This window comes from Azotobacter armeniacus (assembly GCF_054779355.1).
Genome location: NZ_BAAGYK010000154.1, coordinates 117,745 through 131,671, shown reverse-complemented (window position 1 = coordinate 131,671; position 13,927 = coordinate 117,745). Strand labels below are relative to the sequence as shown.

General features: G+C 65.0%; 15 protein-coding genes. 5 read left to right on the top strand and 10 right to left on the bottom strand.

Annotated features, from left to right (window positions below):
* Positions 1 to 15: 15 nt before the first annotated feature.
* Entirely contained in the window at positions 16 to 1,521 is a 1,506-nt protein-coding gene (locus ACYVD0_RS20450) for an extracellular catalytic domain type 1 short-chain-length polyhydroxyalkanoate depolymerase (protein WP_460428498.1), read from the bottom strand.
* 188 nt (positions 1,522 to 1,709) lie between these two features.
* Here ACYVD0_RS20450 and ACYVD0_RS20445 point away from each other — a divergent pair, with 188 nt between their 5' ends.
* From ACYVD0_RS20445 to ACYVD0_RS20435, 3 genes are read left to right on the top strand one after another with little or no spacing between them, the layout of a single operon-like run.
* Entirely contained in the window at positions 1,710 to 2,126 is a 417-nt protein-coding gene (locus tag ACYVD0_RS20445) for a cupredoxin domain-containing protein (RefSeq protein WP_460428497.1), read from the top strand.
* A gap of 3 nt (positions 2,127 to 2,129) precedes the next feature.
* Positions 2,130 to 2,756 carry a LolA family protein gene (locus ACYVD0_RS20440; protein ID WP_460428496.1) on the top strand — a complete coding sequence of 209 codons (627 nt, stop codon included), beginning with the start codon at positions 2,130 to 2,132 and terminating at the stop codon, positions 2,754 to 2,756.
* 14 nt (positions 2,757 to 2,770) lie between these two features.
* A complete protein-coding gene (locus ACYVD0_RS20435; RefSeq protein WP_460428495.1) occupies positions 2,771 to 3,268 on the top strand; it encodes an SRPBCC family protein in 498 nt (165 codons plus the stop codon).
* A 137-nt stretch (positions 3,269 to 3,405) separates the two neighbouring features.
* Here ACYVD0_RS20435 and ACYVD0_RS20430 read toward each other — a convergent pair whose 3' ends face one another.
* Entirely contained in the window at positions 3,406 to 3,747 is a 342-nt protein-coding gene (locus tag ACYVD0_RS20430; protein ID WP_460428494.1) for a BON domain-containing protein, read from the bottom strand.
* 352 nt (positions 3,748 to 4,099) lie between these two features.
* On the opposite strand from ACYVD0_RS20430, the gene hppD reads away from it, so the two are divergent.
* Positions 4,100 to 5,179 carry a 4-hydroxyphenylpyruvate dioxygenase family protein gene (gene hppD / locus ACYVD0_RS20425; RefSeq protein WP_460428493.1) on the top strand — a complete coding sequence of 360 codons (1,080 nt, stop codon included), beginning with the start codon at positions 4,100 to 4,102 and terminating at the stop codon, positions 5,177 to 5,179.
* A 158-nt stretch (positions 5,180 to 5,337) separates the two neighbouring features.
* On the opposite strand, the gene ACYVD0_RS20420 is transcribed toward hppD, so the two are convergent.
* The 6 genes from ACYVD0_RS20420 to ACYVD0_RS20395 all read right to left on the bottom strand — a co-directional run bounded on the left by ACYVD0_RS20420 (position 5,338) and on the right by ACYVD0_RS20395 (position 9,833).
* Positions 5,338 to 6,363 carry a metal-dependent hydrolase gene (locus tag ACYVD0_RS20420; RefSeq protein WP_460428492.1) on the bottom strand — a complete coding sequence of 342 codons (1,026 nt, stop codon included), beginning with the start codon at positions 6,361 to 6,363 and terminating at the stop codon, positions 5,338 to 5,340.
* Positions 6,364 to 6,518: 155 nt separating this feature from the next.
* Positions 6,519 to 7,019 carry a hypothetical protein gene (locus tag ACYVD0_RS20415; RefSeq protein WP_460428491.1) on the bottom strand — a complete coding sequence of 167 codons (501 nt, stop codon included), beginning with the start codon at positions 7,017 to 7,019 and terminating at the stop codon, positions 6,519 to 6,521.
* 319 nt (positions 7,020 to 7,338) lie between these two features.
* Positions 7,339 to 7,983 carry a hypothetical protein gene (locus tag ACYVD0_RS20410; RefSeq protein WP_460428490.1) on the bottom strand — a complete coding sequence of 215 codons (645 nt, stop codon included), beginning with the start codon at positions 7,981 to 7,983 and terminating at the stop codon, positions 7,339 to 7,341.
* Between the two features lie 31 nt (positions 7,984 to 8,014).
* Positions 8,015 to 8,770: a poly(3-hydroxybutyrate) depolymerase gene (locus tag ACYVD0_RS20405; RefSeq protein ID WP_460428489.1), complete on the bottom strand. Its 756-nt coding sequence runs from the start codon at positions 8,768 to 8,770 to the stop codon at positions 8,015 to 8,017.
* A 20-nt stretch (positions 8,771 to 8,790) separates the two neighbouring features.
* The gene (locus ACYVD0_RS20400; protein ID WP_460428488.1) at positions 8,791 to 9,057 is read right to left on the bottom strand and encodes a hypothetical protein; all 267 of its coding nucleotides are present in this window, start codon (positions 9,055 to 9,057) and stop codon (positions 8,791 to 8,793) included.
* A gap of 491 nt (positions 9,058 to 9,548) precedes the next feature.
* Positions 9,549 to 9,833 carry a hypothetical protein gene (locus ACYVD0_RS20395; protein ID WP_460428487.1) on the bottom strand — a complete coding sequence of 95 codons (285 nt, stop codon included), beginning with the start codon at positions 9,831 to 9,833 and terminating at the stop codon, positions 9,549 to 9,551.
* Between ACYVD0_RS20395 and arfB the strand changes: the two genes are divergently transcribed.
* On the top strand, positions 9,832 to 10,245 hold the full coding sequence (arfB, locus tag ACYVD0_RS20390) for an aminoacyl-tRNA hydrolase (RefSeq protein ID WP_460428486.1): 414 nt from the start codon (positions 9,832 to 9,834) through the stop codon (positions 10,243 to 10,245). The two genes, ACYVD0_RS20395 and arfB, sit on opposite strands and share 2 nt — an antisense overlap.
* Before the next feature lie 40 nt (positions 10,246 to 10,285).
* Here arfB and ggpS read toward each other — a convergent pair whose 3' ends face one another.
* Positions 10,286 to 12,538, bottom strand: a complete 2,253-nt coding sequence (gene ggpS, locus ACYVD0_RS20385; protein WP_460428485.1) for a glucosylglycerol-phosphate synthase — start codon at positions 12,536 to 12,538, stop codon at positions 10,286 to 10,288.
* 85 nt (positions 12,539 to 12,623) lie between these two features.
* Complete coding sequence (locus tag ACYVD0_RS20380; protein ID WP_460428484.1) at positions 12,624 to 13,913, bottom strand: MFS transporter; 1,290 nt, start codon at positions 13,911 to 13,913, stop codon at positions 12,624 to 12,626.
* Positions 13,914 to 13,927 lie beyond the last annotated feature (14 nt).

Below are 13,927 nucleotides of genomic sequence, written 5' to 3'. Positions count from 1 at the left end.
GGCAAAGGCATTCTTCTACCAGTTGCAGGGCTGCGGCGGGCGGATGAACCACTCCCCCGGCCCGCCCTCGTGGAGCGTCACTGGGCTCCACCACTGGGCGACGTGGCCGATGTCCTCCCGGTCGCCGCTGGCGAGAGCGCGGCTGAGGAACCAGCCACCGGGCACCGCGCGTCCGCCGAAGACATGCCCGCTGGGCGTGGCCGTGATGATTGCGCAGGTCGGCGCGGGGAGATCCGGGTCTTCCACCAGCACCGTGCGGATCGATTCGCTGCGCTTGCCGCGCCGGTTGGTCGCGCCGTAGGTGCAACTGTAGCGGCCGGTGCGGCGGGTATCGACCCTGCAGTCGGCGCCGACTGCCAGCTCGCCGTCCCTGGCATCGGTGGCGCGAGCGCCGGGATCGACGAAGCGCTCGCCGAGCGCCAGGCGCAGTGGGTTGGGCCCTTCTATGGTCAGCTGCGGGCGGTCGGCCGGCGTCCCGCCGTCGCGAGGGTGGCGGGCGAAGAATTTCCAGAGGATGTCCGGATGGCTGGGACCACGGCGCAGCGCATAGTTGCCGTCGCGGCCATGTTCGCCGCCGATCCAGTAGTGGCCACGGTCGGTATCGTCCGCGGCCGGGGTTTCCAGCGGTCCCAGGTAGAACAGCGTCTCCACCAGCGAGCGGCTGGCGCTGTTGCCGTCGGCGCTGAAGACCTCGTGGCGGCAGTCGTAGTCGTCATCGCCGAATACCGGGATGCAGTGCCCCTGCGCCGCCAAGGTGGTGGCCGGGGTGTCGAATGGCGCCTTGCCGAACACCCGCAGATGGGCGTCGCGCAGGCGGCGCCCGGCGCTCTGCACCACGGTGCAGTCGTGGTCGTTCTGCACGACCAGCAGCGGGATCGGGTAGGGCTCGTCGAGCTCGGCACGTATGTCGGCGACCACCCGATCGACGCTGTGCAGGCTGGCACTGCTCAGCGGGCAGCTGGCGGAGGATACCGCCCGCGCCTCCTCGCCGTAGGGCAAGCCGGCCACACTGGCCGCCGCGGCCCAGTATTCGTTGTGGGTGGTCGCTGCCACCACGCTCATCGCCGCGCCCGAGGACAGCCCGGCGATATAGCGGCGCGCCGGGTCGATCCCATGGCGGGCCTCTACCGCCTGGGCGATGCGCAGCAGATCCTCCGCCTCGCCGCGGCCCTCATGGCGCTGCCCGTCGATCCAGAAGCCCCAGCAGTTGGGGTTGCGCGGCTCGCTGTAGCTGGTGACGAAGGGGGCGACCAGGATGAAGCCATAGCGGTCGGCTGCCGCAGTCAGGCCCCAGTCGCGGAGCACGTCGTCGTGATCCATCCGGCAGCCATGCAGCGCCATCACCAGGGGCGCTGGCTGGGGCAGCACGTCCGGCAGGTAGACCTTGTACTGGCGCTCGCGCGAACCGGGGTAGTCCGCGGCGGGCAGGCTGTGGGACTCGGTAGTGCCGGCCCAGGCGGCAAGGCTGGGCAACATGAGCAGGGGGATGGCAGACAGGCGGAAGATCCATTTCCAGGGCATTGCGGCGTTTCCTCCTCGGGCTTGGCGGTCATTCGCTCGCTGCAGGGTAAATGTCTCCTGCGGCGCTGGCCAGTACAGGCTGAAGGGAGCGGAGTCGATTGCGGTATGCCGAATTCTGTCCGGCGGGCGGCCCGAGGCGGGTTTCTGGCCGATAATTCATCCATTGTTTGTGTGAGTTGGTGACAGCCATGAACCTCTTCCGGCCCCTTTGCGGGTACGTCCTCGGCATTGCCCTGCTCGCCAGCGGAGCGAGTCTCGCCGGGCCGGCGGCAGTGCCTTTCCAGGCGCGTGTGGACGCCGACGGCGTGCAGCGGGTGACCCTGGTGGGCGGCAGCCATTTCTTTCGCCCCGAGCATATCGTCGCCCGGGCCGGCCCGCCGCTGGAGTTCACCTTGAGCATGGAGCCCGGCATCGTTCCGCACCGTTTCGTACTGGAGGCGCCGGACGGCCAGGTGCTGGCCGACGTCGATCTCGGCGAAACGCCGCAACGGCTGCGCCTGAGCCTGACGGCCGGCGACTACGTCTTTTACTGTCCGAACCGGCTGTTGCTCTTCAGAAGTCATCGCGAGAAGGGCATGGCCGGTCTGCTTGAAGTCAGGGAGTAGCGCATGCTATGGGCAATGTTCGTGTTCGCCCTGCTCGGTGAAACCATGAACGACCCGCTGGCCGAGGCAGAAAGCCGTTTCCAGGCACTGACCACCTATCGGGTCACGGTGCGCTCGACTGCCGGCGACGGCGAGCGGCATGTGCTGCGCTACTTCTATCGCAAGCCTGGCTGGGTGAGGATGGAGTTCATCCAGCCGTACGAGGGGTTGGTGCTGATCTACAATCCCGGCACACACCGGGTGAGGGGCTGGCCGTTCGGCCTGAACCGTCTGCCGAGGTTCAATGTCGCCCCGGACAATCCGCTGATCCGCGGCCCACGTGGTCATCGGGTCGACCGCTCGGATGTCGGCACGCTGCTGGCCCAGCTCCGGGCCTTGAGCACGCGCGGCAGCCTGACGGTACTCGGCAATGCGCAAATCGGCGCACGGCCAGTCGCCGGCTTCGAGATCCGCGACGGGGCCGGGGGGAACCCGTCCGGCGCGCAGTACTACCGGGTATGGCTGGCGCAGGACAGCCTGTTCCCGCTGCGGGTCGAACGTTTCGGGACCGGTGGGCGCTTGCTCGAGAGCGTCGACATGGCGGACGTGGAAATCGACGCGCCCTTTCCCGAGCGGTTTTTTACCCCCTGAGCCGAGGGAAATCCATGGGCGCGGCCAACCGCTACCACCTGACCACCCTCTGGCAGCTCGAGGCACCGCTGGCCGCGGTATGGGAGGCGATCGTCCAGGCCGAAGCCTGGCCCGGCTGGTGGCGGGGTGTCGAACAGGTCGTCACCCTGGAGAGGGGGCCCGATTCCGGCGGTCTTGGGACCCGCCAGCGCTTCACCTGGAAGGGCGCCTTGCCCTATCGGCTGTCCTTCGTCTCCTGTGTGACCCGCTTCGAACCGTTGTGCCTGCTCGAAGGGCGGGTCGAGGGCGAGCTCGAAGGTGTCGGCCGCTGGCGTTTCGGCCGCGACGCCGGGCAGACGTGGGTGCGCTTCGACTGGCGGGTGCGCACTACCCCCGCCTGGATGAACCGGCTCGCCCCGCTGGCGCGGCCGCTGTTCCGCTGGAATCACCGGGTACTGATGCACACCGGCGGTATCGGCCTGGCCCGGCAGCTCGGGACACGCCTGGCCTTCCAGGCGACCTGGTCGTCCTGAACGACCGGCCACGACTGCGGGGGGCGACGGCGTTCGACACGCTTTCCCCGCCGGGGAGTCGGCTGGGATGAGGGGACAGGTCCGTGCACTCTTGCCTGGGCCAGACTAACCAGGCAGGTCGGACATGCGGGAAAAACCTAATGCCGATCCTCCCTCTTGCTCTGTTGCTCCTCATAGGCTTGGTAGTCGGCGGTTTCCTCGGCGTTGGGCGCCTCGAACGGGCTGATCACCAGTTCGCTGGCGTTCACCCGGATGACGCCATGCACCGCGCGGGCCAGCTGCAAGGCCTCGTTGCGTTGCCGGTGGCTGTTGGCCGTGCCGCTCAGGAACACCTCGCCGCCGTGGGTCTTGACGTGGATGTCCTGGCCGCGGGTGCCTCTGGCCAAGGCCAGGGAGGACTTCACATTGGCGGTGATCCAGGTGTCGTGAATGGTGGTGCGGAGGCGGTGGGGAGTGTGGCTGGACGATTGGGTTTTCATGGTGGCGAACCTCTCGAGCAGAACAGGCGTGGGCTCGGTTACTCATCTCGGGCCTTTCATCGATTGTTTGCAGCCGGGAAACCATCGGTGACAACCTTCAATTATAGTTGCGCCCCTGCCGGCAACTGCCCGAGGGCGACCGGGCGTCGCTTGGCCGCCACCAGCTGTCAGAAAAGCCTGACGGGACGGCCTGCGCTCCACGGTGCGCGGCCACTTTTGGCGGCGCTGCAAGGACAGTCTGCCAGCCGTGCGGCGTTGCGTCCGGCGCCGGACAGCGGCTGCCACTTGCCTCGTGGAGGGTCTTCGCCTGTGCTGAAGGTATCAGTGCAAGTTTTGATCATGAGGAGGCAAAATGAACGCCAAACCGGAAAGCACCCCGCACAACCCTATCGGCACCGACGGCTTCGAGTTCGTCGAGTTCACTGCGCCGAACGCCGAGGGTATCGCCCAGCTGCGCGGGCTGTTCAACGCCATGGGCTTCACCGAAACCGCCCGCCACCGCTCCAAGGAAGTCTTCCTGTTCCAGCAGAACGGTATCAACTTCGTCCTCAATGGCAGCCCCGGAGGGCCGGTGCATGCCTTCGCCGAGCGGCACGGGCCGAGTGCCTGCGCCATGGCCTTCCGAGTCAGGAATGCCGCCCAGGCCGCTGCCTACGTGCAGAGCCAGGGGGCGACGCTGCTGGGCAGCCATGCCAATTTCGGCGAACTGAATATCCCCAGCGTCGAGGGCATCGGCGGCTCGCTGCTCTACCTGGTGGATCGCTACGGCGAGCGCAGCATCTATGACGTCGATTTCGACTTCATCGAGGGCCGCACGGCCCACGACAACGCCGTCGGTTTGACTGTCATCGACCATTTGACCCACAACGTCGAGCGTGGGCAGATGGACATCTGGGCCGGCTTCTACGAGCGCATCGCCGGCTTTCGCGAGACCCGTTACTTCGACATCGAAGGCAAGCAGACTGGCCTGCTGTCCCGCGCCATGACTGCGCCCTGCGGGAAAATCCGCATCCCCATCAACGAGTCGGCCGACGACCACTCGCAGATCGCCGAATTCATCCGCGACTACCATGGCGAGGGCATCCAGCACATCGCCCTGGCCACCGACGATATCTACGCCACGGTGCGCGCGTTGCGCGCCAAGGGCGTAGAGTTCATGCACACCCCGGATACCTACTACGAGAAGGTCGATGCTCGCGTGCCCGGCCACGGCGAGCCGCTGGAGAGGCTGCGCGAGCTGAACATCCTGATCGACGGCGCGGCGGGCCGGGAGGGCATCCTGTTGCAGATCTTCACCCGCCCGCTGATCGGCCCGATCTTCTTCGAGATCATCCAGCGCAAAGGCAACCAGGGCTTCGGCGAGGGCAACTTCCGCGCCCTCTTTGAATCCATCGAGGAAGACCAGATCCGCCGCGGTGTATTGAAAGGATAGGGCGGGTAGGTTGGGAAACGGCCGCAGGCCTTTCCCACCATTGCCATGGTCATGGTGGAAAATCGCTGCGTGAGTTTTCCACCTACGACGCGCAAGACTCGGCGGGATATGGAGGTGCGTTCGTATTCATTGTGAGCGGCGATTGCCACTGCTGCAGCTCACGGCGCCCACTCTTCCAGGGGAATTCGCGCATCCTGGCGCCAGATGCGCCGCCACAACAGCCAGAGATGTTCGAGGCGGCCGCGGTTCATCGGCAGGAGCTCCGCCTCGGGCAGCACTTGCCAGCGGCCGCCGCGCTCTTCGGCCATGACGAAGCGGAACGGATGGGCGCCGGGCATGCCCAGGCGCAGATCGGTGACCACCAACTGCCCGTCGATTTCGTCGTAGCGCAGCCAGTCCTGGGTGAACCAGCGCAGCCGCGCATGCTGCGGCAAGTCATGCAGCCTGGCCGCCAGGGCGTTACCACGAGGCAGGCGGATCAGCTCCGGCGGGCGGCGGTCGAACCAGCTAACCAGCGCCTCATGGTAGTCCTCGCCGTCGCGTACCAGCACCCGCCAGAGCAGGCTGTTGAATGGCGTCGGCCCGCTGAACAGCGCCTCGGCGCGGATGCCCTGGCGTTCCAGTTCCGCCGTCACGCGGCTTTCGGCCATATGCTTGCCGGCCAGGGTCAGGCCCAGGTATAGGCTCGACAGGCCCAGCGCCCAGTACTGCCAGCGCAGGCCCCGGCCGCGCAGGCTGCACAAGGCTCCGCCCAGCACCGCGCCGAGCAGCGGCAGGGTGTACAGCGGGTCGAAGATGAACACGCTCGACCAGTTCACCGGCGGCGTGGTCAGCGGCCAGAGCAGCTGGGTGCCGTAACTGGTCAGGCTGTCCAGCAGCACATGGGTGACCAGTACCAGCCAGAGGGCGAGGAACAGGCGTCCGCCACCGTAGCCCGGATGCGGCCTGAAGCGCCGCACCAGCCAGGCGAGCAGCAGCGCCAGGCCATTCAGGACCAGCAGCGAATGGCTGAAGCCGCGGTGGTGGGTCACGTTGGCGACCGCGTCGCCGTAGTCGATCAGCACGTCGAGATCGGGCAGGGTGCCGAGCAGAGCGCCGTAGAGCAGCGCCTTGCGCCCCTGCCAGCGACCGAGCACGGCGCCCTGCACACTGGCGCCGAGCACGGCCTGGGTGAGTGAATCCATCGGGGAATTCCGTAGAGCGGATGAACGATGGATACGGTAGCCGAGGGGGGCGGGCGAATGGAAATCTGGTTGTGGGCGGGCGATGGCTTCCAGCCGCCCGTCGAGCCATGACACGACAGGCGGCGTCGGGCTGAAGGGTGGGCGTTCGCCCGCTCCTACTTGTCGTCGGGCTCCTGGGCAGGCTCGAAAATCACCCGCCCATCCGCCGTCGGTACAGGAGAGATCGCGAGGGGGAGACCGCTGTTCGAGGCCTCCACCGTCCCGGCTTGCAGGCAAACTTCATTCGAACCTTGCCGGATGATCACCTCGACCGCCTCCTGCATGATCCGGTAGGTGATCGCCATGTCCTCGTAGGTGAGCCTCAGGCTGTGCTTTTCCTGCTGCTCGACGATCTGGGCGAGGACCGGGTGCGAGGAGTAGCCGATCTCGATCCCTTCCGGAAACGGCAGATAGTCCTCCCGCTCCGCGGGCCAGAGGAGCTTGCCGCAATAGAGGTAGCTGTCTTCTTCCTCGGCTGCGCTGCTCTGGCAGAGGCCGAGCAGCAGTCCGCAGGCAATCAGGGTTTGGCTGAGCGTGTTGATGATCCGGCCCTCCCTTGGGTATGAATTCCGGTTCGTGCGGCGGGTGGTCCCTGCATGAACGGACTTCCGGTCCACCCGCAGACAAGCATGGTGCAGTGCGCCGCATGCGCCAGGTATAAGCATCACCTTCAGGGGGGGCGGTGTCCGGTTTGACGGGGGTCACTCCAGCTTGCGAGCGCCGAGGCGCCTCGGGCTCGCCGAACAAGGGGCCGAATCGTTCGGCCCTGTCCATCTTCCATCTGCTGGGGGGCATGGTTGCACCGACAAGGCGAGCGAGGGACATGTCCTCGGAGATTGATGCCGGTCGCCTGGTTTGCATGAGTGAACCCAAGTGTGATCGCTCAACCCGGCTGTTGCAGGCCGGCGGCCGTCCAGGAGTGCAGTGCCGGATCGTTCAGGCGTTGCTGTCCCTTTCCGGCGCTGATGACGCTTTCGGTGCTGTTGGTGCTGACACCGCTGGAACCGATGGCTCCGAAGGTACCGATGGCTCCGAAGGCTCTAAGGGAGATGTCACAGTCTCCGGTTCCGTCTTCGCACTCAAGCTTTCCAGCGTCTTTTGAAGCCAGGCCTTGTAGGCCGATTGAATCTGATTGAACGTCGAAGCCTGCTCGCTGATATCGGCCTGATACTGCTTGACGATGTTGAGGCTGGCTTCCAGATAGGAGGCCAGGAATTGTTGTGGGGATGCGGCACCCTGCATGGCTTCGGTAACCTGCTTGCCGGTCTCCATGGTGGTGGTCAGGAAGCGCATATAACAGTCGCTTTCCTTTTCCTGTGCGGCCAGTTGGATCTCGGCCAGCTCCTGGTAGGCGGCAAACAGGGCGGAGGGGCTCATCCAGTTCGTGCCGGCAAGCGTCCAGCCGCTGTCTTGCATTGACCCCATGATTTGTTGGGTGATCTGGAGGGTATCCTTGACCGGCGTAATGGCTTCGAACAAGACATGTACGTTTTGAGCGCTCTCGCTCGCATACTCATTCCAGTGTTTGAGGGCGTCGGACAACTGCGGATCGATCTGTGCATTTGATGTGATGACATCCATGGTGTTTCTCCCTTATGCAATGGGCTGTGACTCAGGGTCGGGGCTCGGCAAGGCGGGTGATCATCTTGTGGATGGTGCGCAGCCGGAGGGCGTTGCAAGTGAAGTCGTCAGGGGCCGGATCACCCGGCGAGGAATAGCCCCAGAAGTCCCAGCAGCCTTCGGGATTCAGCGGCGATGCGCTGGATGGCTGCACTTGGGGGTAGAGCATGATGAGGTCGTTGGCCTCGGCCATCTGATTGTAGTCGGTCTGGGCGTAATACTTGTCGCCGATGACTTTCGCACCCTGTTCGCACCCATGGAACACCATATGAATAGGACGGCTTTTGCCGGTCTGGCAGGCTGTCGGGACATAGGCATAGGCCGTGTTGCTCATGCTGCTCATGCTGGTGTAATCCCAGTCGATGAACTCCGACTGGTCAAAGGCGATGGTTGCGCTGCTCAGGTATCCGGCAGGCGGCTTCAGGCCCGGATAGATCTGATTGAGCATGACGGTGGGTTGTTCGAAATCGTAGTCATTGATGAAGGGGGGCTGGGCCTGGGGACATGAAGTGTCCGCGCTCTTGTCGTATTTGATGGAGGCCTCCGGCACGCCGATGGATTTGAAGAACTCCCTGGTTTGATTCACTACCGGGGGCGTGCCGGTTTTGTCCCTTGTCCCGCTGAAGATATAAATATGGTCATCCTTGAGATTTTCCAGCGGGACTATGTAGTCGTATTCGGCCAGCAAGGCAGCATACTTGACCAAGACTGGGGTATTGGGACCGGCCCCGGGGGGCAGAGGCTTCATGCAAGTGGTCATGGCGTTCCTCACCAGGGTGTTGCCCGCCCAGGACTTCGCGCACAAATAGGGCCACCGGCGACAATGCCGGTTTCCACCATGATGTCTGAAAACACCATATAGGGCTGGGGGGTCATGAAGGCACCGGATGACAGCCCCGATACCGAAGTCTTTTGAATGTCCGCGCCGTTAGATGGCAATTTAACGGTTCGGGGTTGGGCATCGGTAGTGGCAAAGGCCAGTAGCGTGGCCACTGCACGTCCTGTCTTGATACGAATTCCCGGTATCTGTTTCATCGTTCCGTGCGAGAGACCCCGCCGTTCCGGGGGGAGGGATAGCATGGCCGCCTGGGGCGCCCCTGTACTCGCTGCCTCCTTTCTGAGTGGGTGCTATCTGGATTGAGGATGCAAAAATTCGCCATGCTTCGGCGAGGACCATTGGAGTATGGACAAAAGGTGCGACAGTGCAAGGCTGAAGCGGGAAAGCTGTATCGAACAGGAGCTTGCGGCGGGTTTCGGCTCCGCGATTTGTCCGTTTTGTATCAAGTCGGCTGTTCAGGCGGCTTGTTTCCACGCAGTGCAACAAGTGCGCTGTCCTGCGGTATGGCGACTACAACTTGTTGCTTGATAGTTGATCGCTAAATATTTGGAGCGGAGGCCAGGCGCGGCGTTGTAATGAAGGGCAGGCTACCGCCAGGCGCTGTCGCGGATTGAGATGGTAAGTTGCAGGGCTGAGTAATTCATGATTCATGCAGATCCCTTGAGTCGCTGTTTATGGCGGAATAATTTCAAGTTTTTGGCAAAGTGCCAAGCTTGGGGCCGCCACGTAATTGCTGAATGTAAGTAAGTGTGTTTAGGCTGATATCCAGAATAGTTTGCATTCGGAGGGGAACATTTCTCGTGGCAATGGCCTGCGTGCTTTCCGACCAGTGGCGTGGTCCTTGCAAAGCTATACGAAGCGAATAGTGGCTTCGTTTGAATAAATTAAATGGCGATACTGCATATATGCCAGTAACCCGTTTTTGTGGTTGGCAGGTTATCCTGCCCGCCACTTTTTCGAGCGAGCGCGCCATGCTGGAAATTTCCAATGCCGTCCACCTGTCTGACCATGAGATCGAACTGAGCGCCATCCGCGCCCAAGGGGCCGGCGGGCAGAACGTCAACAAGGTGTCCAGCGCGGTGCATCTGCGTTTCGATATCTGCGCCTCGTCCCTGCCAGCGTTCTACAAGGAGCGCCTGCTGGCCCTGCGCGATCAGCGCATCAGTGGCGAGGGCGTGGTGGTGATCAAGGCGCAGCAGTACCGCACCCAGGAGCAGAACCGCGCGGATGCCCTGGTGCGTCTGGCCGAACTGATCCGCAGCGTGGCGAAGGTGGAGAAGAAGCGCCGCCCGACCCAGCCGACCTACGGCTCGAAGCAGCGCCGGCTGGAGGGGAAGGTCAAGCGCGGGGTGGTCAAGGCCGGGCGCGGCAAGGTGGAATATTGAAAGCGCCGGCGCCACAGAGCAGCGCCGGCGCTCGCGGCCGTCAGGCGATGGCGCGGATTTGTGCCTGGGGTTCCTCCAGGGCGCCGAGGAAGTCGTCGCCCCAGCGGCGGATATCGTTGAATGCGACGATGTCGAACAGCTCGCGCAGGCGTGCCTGGGCCTCGCTCCTGGGCATGTTCAGCGCCAGGTTGCAGTGGTGCACCAGATCGGCGGTGTCGTGGGGGTTGGTCAGCAGGGCGCCCTTGAGTTCGGCGGCGGCGCCGGCGAATTCGGAGAGCACCAGCACGCCGCTGCCGTCCAGCAGGCCCTGGGTGGCGACGAATTCCTTGGCCACCAGATTGAGGCCGTCGCGCAGCGGGGTGATCCACATGACGTCGGCCATGGCGTACCAGCCCACCACTTCCTCGAACGGCAGGCTGCGGAAGAAGAACTGCACCGGCGTCCAGCCGACCCGCGCGAAGCGGCCGTTGATGCGCCCCACGGCCTGTTCGATCTGCCCCTGCAGCTCATCGTAGATGGTCATTTCCCGCGCCGCCGGGACGCAGATGCTGGCCAGGGTGACCTTGCCCTGCAGCTCGGGGTTGTCCGCCAGCAGCTGTTCGTAGGCCTTGAGCTTCTCCAGCACGCCCTTGGTGTAGTCCAGACGCTCCACGGCGAGGATCAGCCGCACGTCGCCCAGTTCCGTGCGCAGGCGGGCCATCTGCTGCTGCACGGCGTTCCGGGCCAGGGCGTCGCGCACCCGGTCGAGGTCCAGCCCCACCGGATGGGCGCCGAGCCTGACCTGGCGCATGCCGGTGTCGATCGCGGTGGTCATGCGTTCCAGGCCGACCGCGCAGCCGTAGGTGACGAAGCGCGGCGCACAGTTCTGCCGGCCAAGGACTTTCAGCGGGGTCACGCCACGGGCAACGTCGACGAAGTTCTCCACCTGGCGTGGGATGTGGAAGCCGATGTAGTCGCACTGCAGCAGGCTGCCAACGATCTGCCGGCGCCAGGGCACCACGTTGAAGACGTCCGCCGAGGGGAAGTAGGTGTGGTGGAAGAACGCCAGCTTGAGGTCCGGGCGTAGTTCGCGCAGGTAGGCCGGGACCATCCACAGGTTGTAGTCGTGCAGCCAGACGGTGGCGCCTTCGGCGGCTTCCAGTGCGGTGCGTTCGGCGAAGGCGCGGTTGACCCGCAGGAAGACCTGCCAGTCGTCTTCGTTGAAGATGGCACGCTCCCAGAAGGTGTGCAGGGTCGGCCAGAAGGCTTCCTTGGAGAAGCGCTTGTAGAAGGTGTCGATGTCGGTCTTGCCCAGCGGCACACGGGCGGCGGTCAGGCGTGGATAGCGTTCGGCGTCGACTGTGGTGTGACTCTCGAAGTCGCCGTCGCCCTCCTCGTGTTCGGCCCAGGCGACCCAGGAGCCCTTGCGCCCGTCGGCGAAGAAACTGAGCAGGGTGGGGATGATGCCGTTGGGCGAGGTCGGCCGGCGGCGCTGCAGCCGGCCGTTCTCGCGGGATTCCTCGTAGGGCAGGCGGTGATAGACGATGACCAACTCGGCCTGCCCCGGCTCGGTCGCCTGGCGGGTTTCGGCGGCGAAGCCGTGTTCGCCGAGGAAGCCGAAGTGGGAGAAGGCCTGGATGATGCCGCCGCAGCCTGGGCTGTCGGCGTGCAGGACGCGGGTGCAGTTGAGCGTGCGGGCCAGCAGGCTTTCCTCCGACTGCCCGACGCAGACCCCCTTGAGGCCGCAGCTGAGCATGCTGAGGTCGTTCATGGTGTCGCCGGCGACCAGCACTTGCTCGGGGTCGAGGCCGAGGTGCTCGACCAGCCGCAGCAGGCTGCTGCCCTTGTTCACCCCGCGTGGCAGGAAGTCCAGGTAACGCTCCGCCGAGTACAGCAGGTCGCAATCGAGGCTCTCGGCGATGGCCTGCAAGGCCGGGTCGGCGGCCCGTTCCGGAGTGCAGAAGTAGGAGCAGCGGCGCGCCTGGGGCACGTCCTGGCGCTGCAGGTCGGGGAGATCGGTGAGGGCGCCGGCAATCTGGCTTTCGCCGGGCCAGCGGGCATCGATCTCGTGCTGCAGGGGCTGGATCGGCTGCAGGGTTTCGCCGTGATAAAGGCTGGCGCCGACGTCGGCGATGATGTAGTCCGGCTGCGGCAGGGTGGGGTCGGCCAGCAGCGGCAGGACGGCCTCCAGACTGCGGCCGGTGACGTAGGCCAGCTGGATGTCGGGATGGGCGGTGATGGTTTGATAGAGACTCAGGCGATCCTGCGGATTGCCGGCGAGAAAGGCTCCATCGAGATCGGTGGCAAGTAGCATGCGCTGTCTTCTCTTAGTAGGGCAAGTTGACGCGCCGACCTGGGCCGACGAGTTGTTATTGTCCGGGGCCTCCATGGCGCCGGAATCAGGTACAGACTTCCTCCTTCGCTGCGTTCAGTTCCGCCGCGGTGGGCTCCAGGGGGGCTTCGGCCGCGCTTTCCGGCGCCTCGGGCATCAGTTCGAGCACGGTGTGGCTGGTGCGCAGCATGGGGGTGAACTGGGCGTGCGGCTCGCTGAGCAGATCGCTCACCCGGCGCAGGCGGTAGAAGGTGTAGAGCGCCAGCAGACCGAGGACCACTGCGCAGTAGAGCGGCAGTCCCCGAGGGCCGAGCAGATGCATGGCCAGACCGGCGAGCAGTGGTCCGCAGGCCGAGCCCAGGCCATTGACCAGCAGCAGGCCGCTGGAGCCGGAGAGAATCTCGTCTGGATGCAACTGGTCGACCATCCGCGCCACGGCGATGGAGTAGATGGAAAAGGCCAGCCCGCCCCAGAGGAAGAAGGCGCCTAGCAGCAGCTTGCCGGTGGGCAGCTGGCTGATCGCCAGCGCCACGAGTGTGGCCAGCACCACCACGCAGAGCATCACCTTCGAGCGGTCATGACTATCCGAATAGCGCCCGATCGGCCACTGCAGCACTGCGCCACCGAGGATCGTCATGCCCATCAGCAGGCCCACTCCGGTGGCGTCGAAACCGCTCTGGCTGGCGTACACCGGCGCCAGGCCCCAGAACGCGCCGAGGGCGAGGCCGGACATTCCCGAGGCGGTCACCGACAGCGGGGTGATCCGCGCCAGCTGGCGCAGCTGGGTGTGCGGGGTGTCGGGCAGGGTCGGCTGGGCCTGGCGGGTCAGGGTGATGGGGAGCAGCGCGGCGCAGATGAGGATGCCGGCGAGGGCGAAGAGCAGAAACTCCAGCGGGCTGGCGAGGTTCAGCAGCTGCTGGGCGAGGGCCAGGGCGCCGAGGTTGACCGCCATGTACAGGGCGAACACCCGGCCGCGGCTGTCGCCGCTGACCCGCGCGTTGAGCCAGCTCTCGATGACCATGTAGAGGGTGACCAGGACGATGCCGTAGACCACCCGTAGCGCCATCCACATCCAGGGGTTGACCAGGATCAGATGGAGCAGCGCGATGATGGCGCCCGAGGCGGCGCAGCAGGCGAAGGCGCGGATATGGCCGATACGGCGGATCAGCGGCACTGTCAGCCAGGTGCCTAGCAGGTAGCCGACGAAATAGCCGGACATCAGCAGGCCGAGCAGCCCGGTGGAGTAGCCTTCGGCGACGCCGCGCAGGGTCAGCAGGGTGTTTAGAAGTCCGTTGCCGAGCAGGAGTAGCGCGACCCCGCTGAGCAGCGAACTGATGGGGGCAATGTTGGACCACATGGCGACCCACCCTA

What these genes read in the sequence shown, in the direction of transcription:
- ACYVD0_RS20400 (WP_460428488.1), bottom strand. Translation starts at nt 9,057, where the DNA reads ATGAAACAGATACCGGGAATTCGTATCAAGACAGGACGTGCAGTGGCC.
- ACYVD0_RS20405 (WP_460428489.1), bottom strand. Translation starts at nt 8,770, where the DNA reads ATGAAGCCTCTGCCCCCCGGGGCCGGTCCCAATACCCCAGTCTTGGTC.
- ACYVD0_RS20435 (WP_460428495.1), top strand. Translation starts at nt 2,771, where the DNA reads ATGGGCGCGGCCAACCGCTACCACCTGACCACCCTCTGGCAGCTCGAG.
- ACYVD0_RS20430 (WP_460428494.1), bottom strand. Translation starts at nt 3,747, where the DNA reads ATGAAAACCCAATCGTCCAGCCACACTCCCCACCGCCTCCGCACCACC.
- ACYVD0_RS20445 (WP_460428497.1), top strand. Translation starts at nt 1,710, where the DNA reads ATGAACCTCTTCCGGCCCCTTTGCGGGTACGTCCTCGGCATTGCCCTG.
- ACYVD0_RS20380 (WP_460428484.1), bottom strand. Translation starts at nt 13,913, where the DNA reads ATGTGGTCCAACATTGCCCCCATCAGTTCGCTGCTCAGCGGGGTCGCG.
- ACYVD0_RS20420 (WP_460428492.1), bottom strand. Translation starts at nt 6,363, where the DNA reads ATGGATTCACTCACCCAGGCCGTGCTCGGCGCCAGTGTGCAGGGCGCC.
- arfB (WP_460428486.1), top strand. Translation starts at nt 9,832, where the DNA reads ATGCTGGAAATTTCCAATGCCGTCCACCTGTCTGACCATGAGATCGAA.
- hppD (WP_460428493.1), top strand. Translation starts at nt 4,100, where the DNA reads ATGAACGCCAAACCGGAAAGCACCCCGCACAACCCTATCGGCACCGAC.
- ACYVD0_RS20395 (WP_460428487.1), bottom strand. Translation starts at nt 9,833, where the DNA reads ATGGCGCGCTCGCTCGAAAAAGTGGCGGGCAGGATAACCTGCCAACCA.
- ACYVD0_RS20450 (WP_460428498.1), bottom strand. Translation starts at nt 1,521, where the DNA reads ATGCCCTGGAAATGGATCTTCCGCCTGTCTGCCATCCCCCTGCTCATG.
- ggpS (WP_460428485.1), bottom strand. Translation starts at nt 12,538, where the DNA reads ATGCTACTTGCCACCGATCTCGATGGAGCCTTTCTCGCCGGCAATCCG.
- ACYVD0_RS20440 (WP_460428496.1), top strand. Translation starts at nt 2,130, where the DNA reads ATGCTATGGGCAATGTTCGTGTTCGCCCTGCTCGGTGAAACCATGAAC.
- ACYVD0_RS20410 (WP_460428490.1), bottom strand. Translation starts at nt 7,983, where the DNA reads ATGGATGTCATCACATCAAATGCACAGATCGATCCGCAGTTGTCCGAC.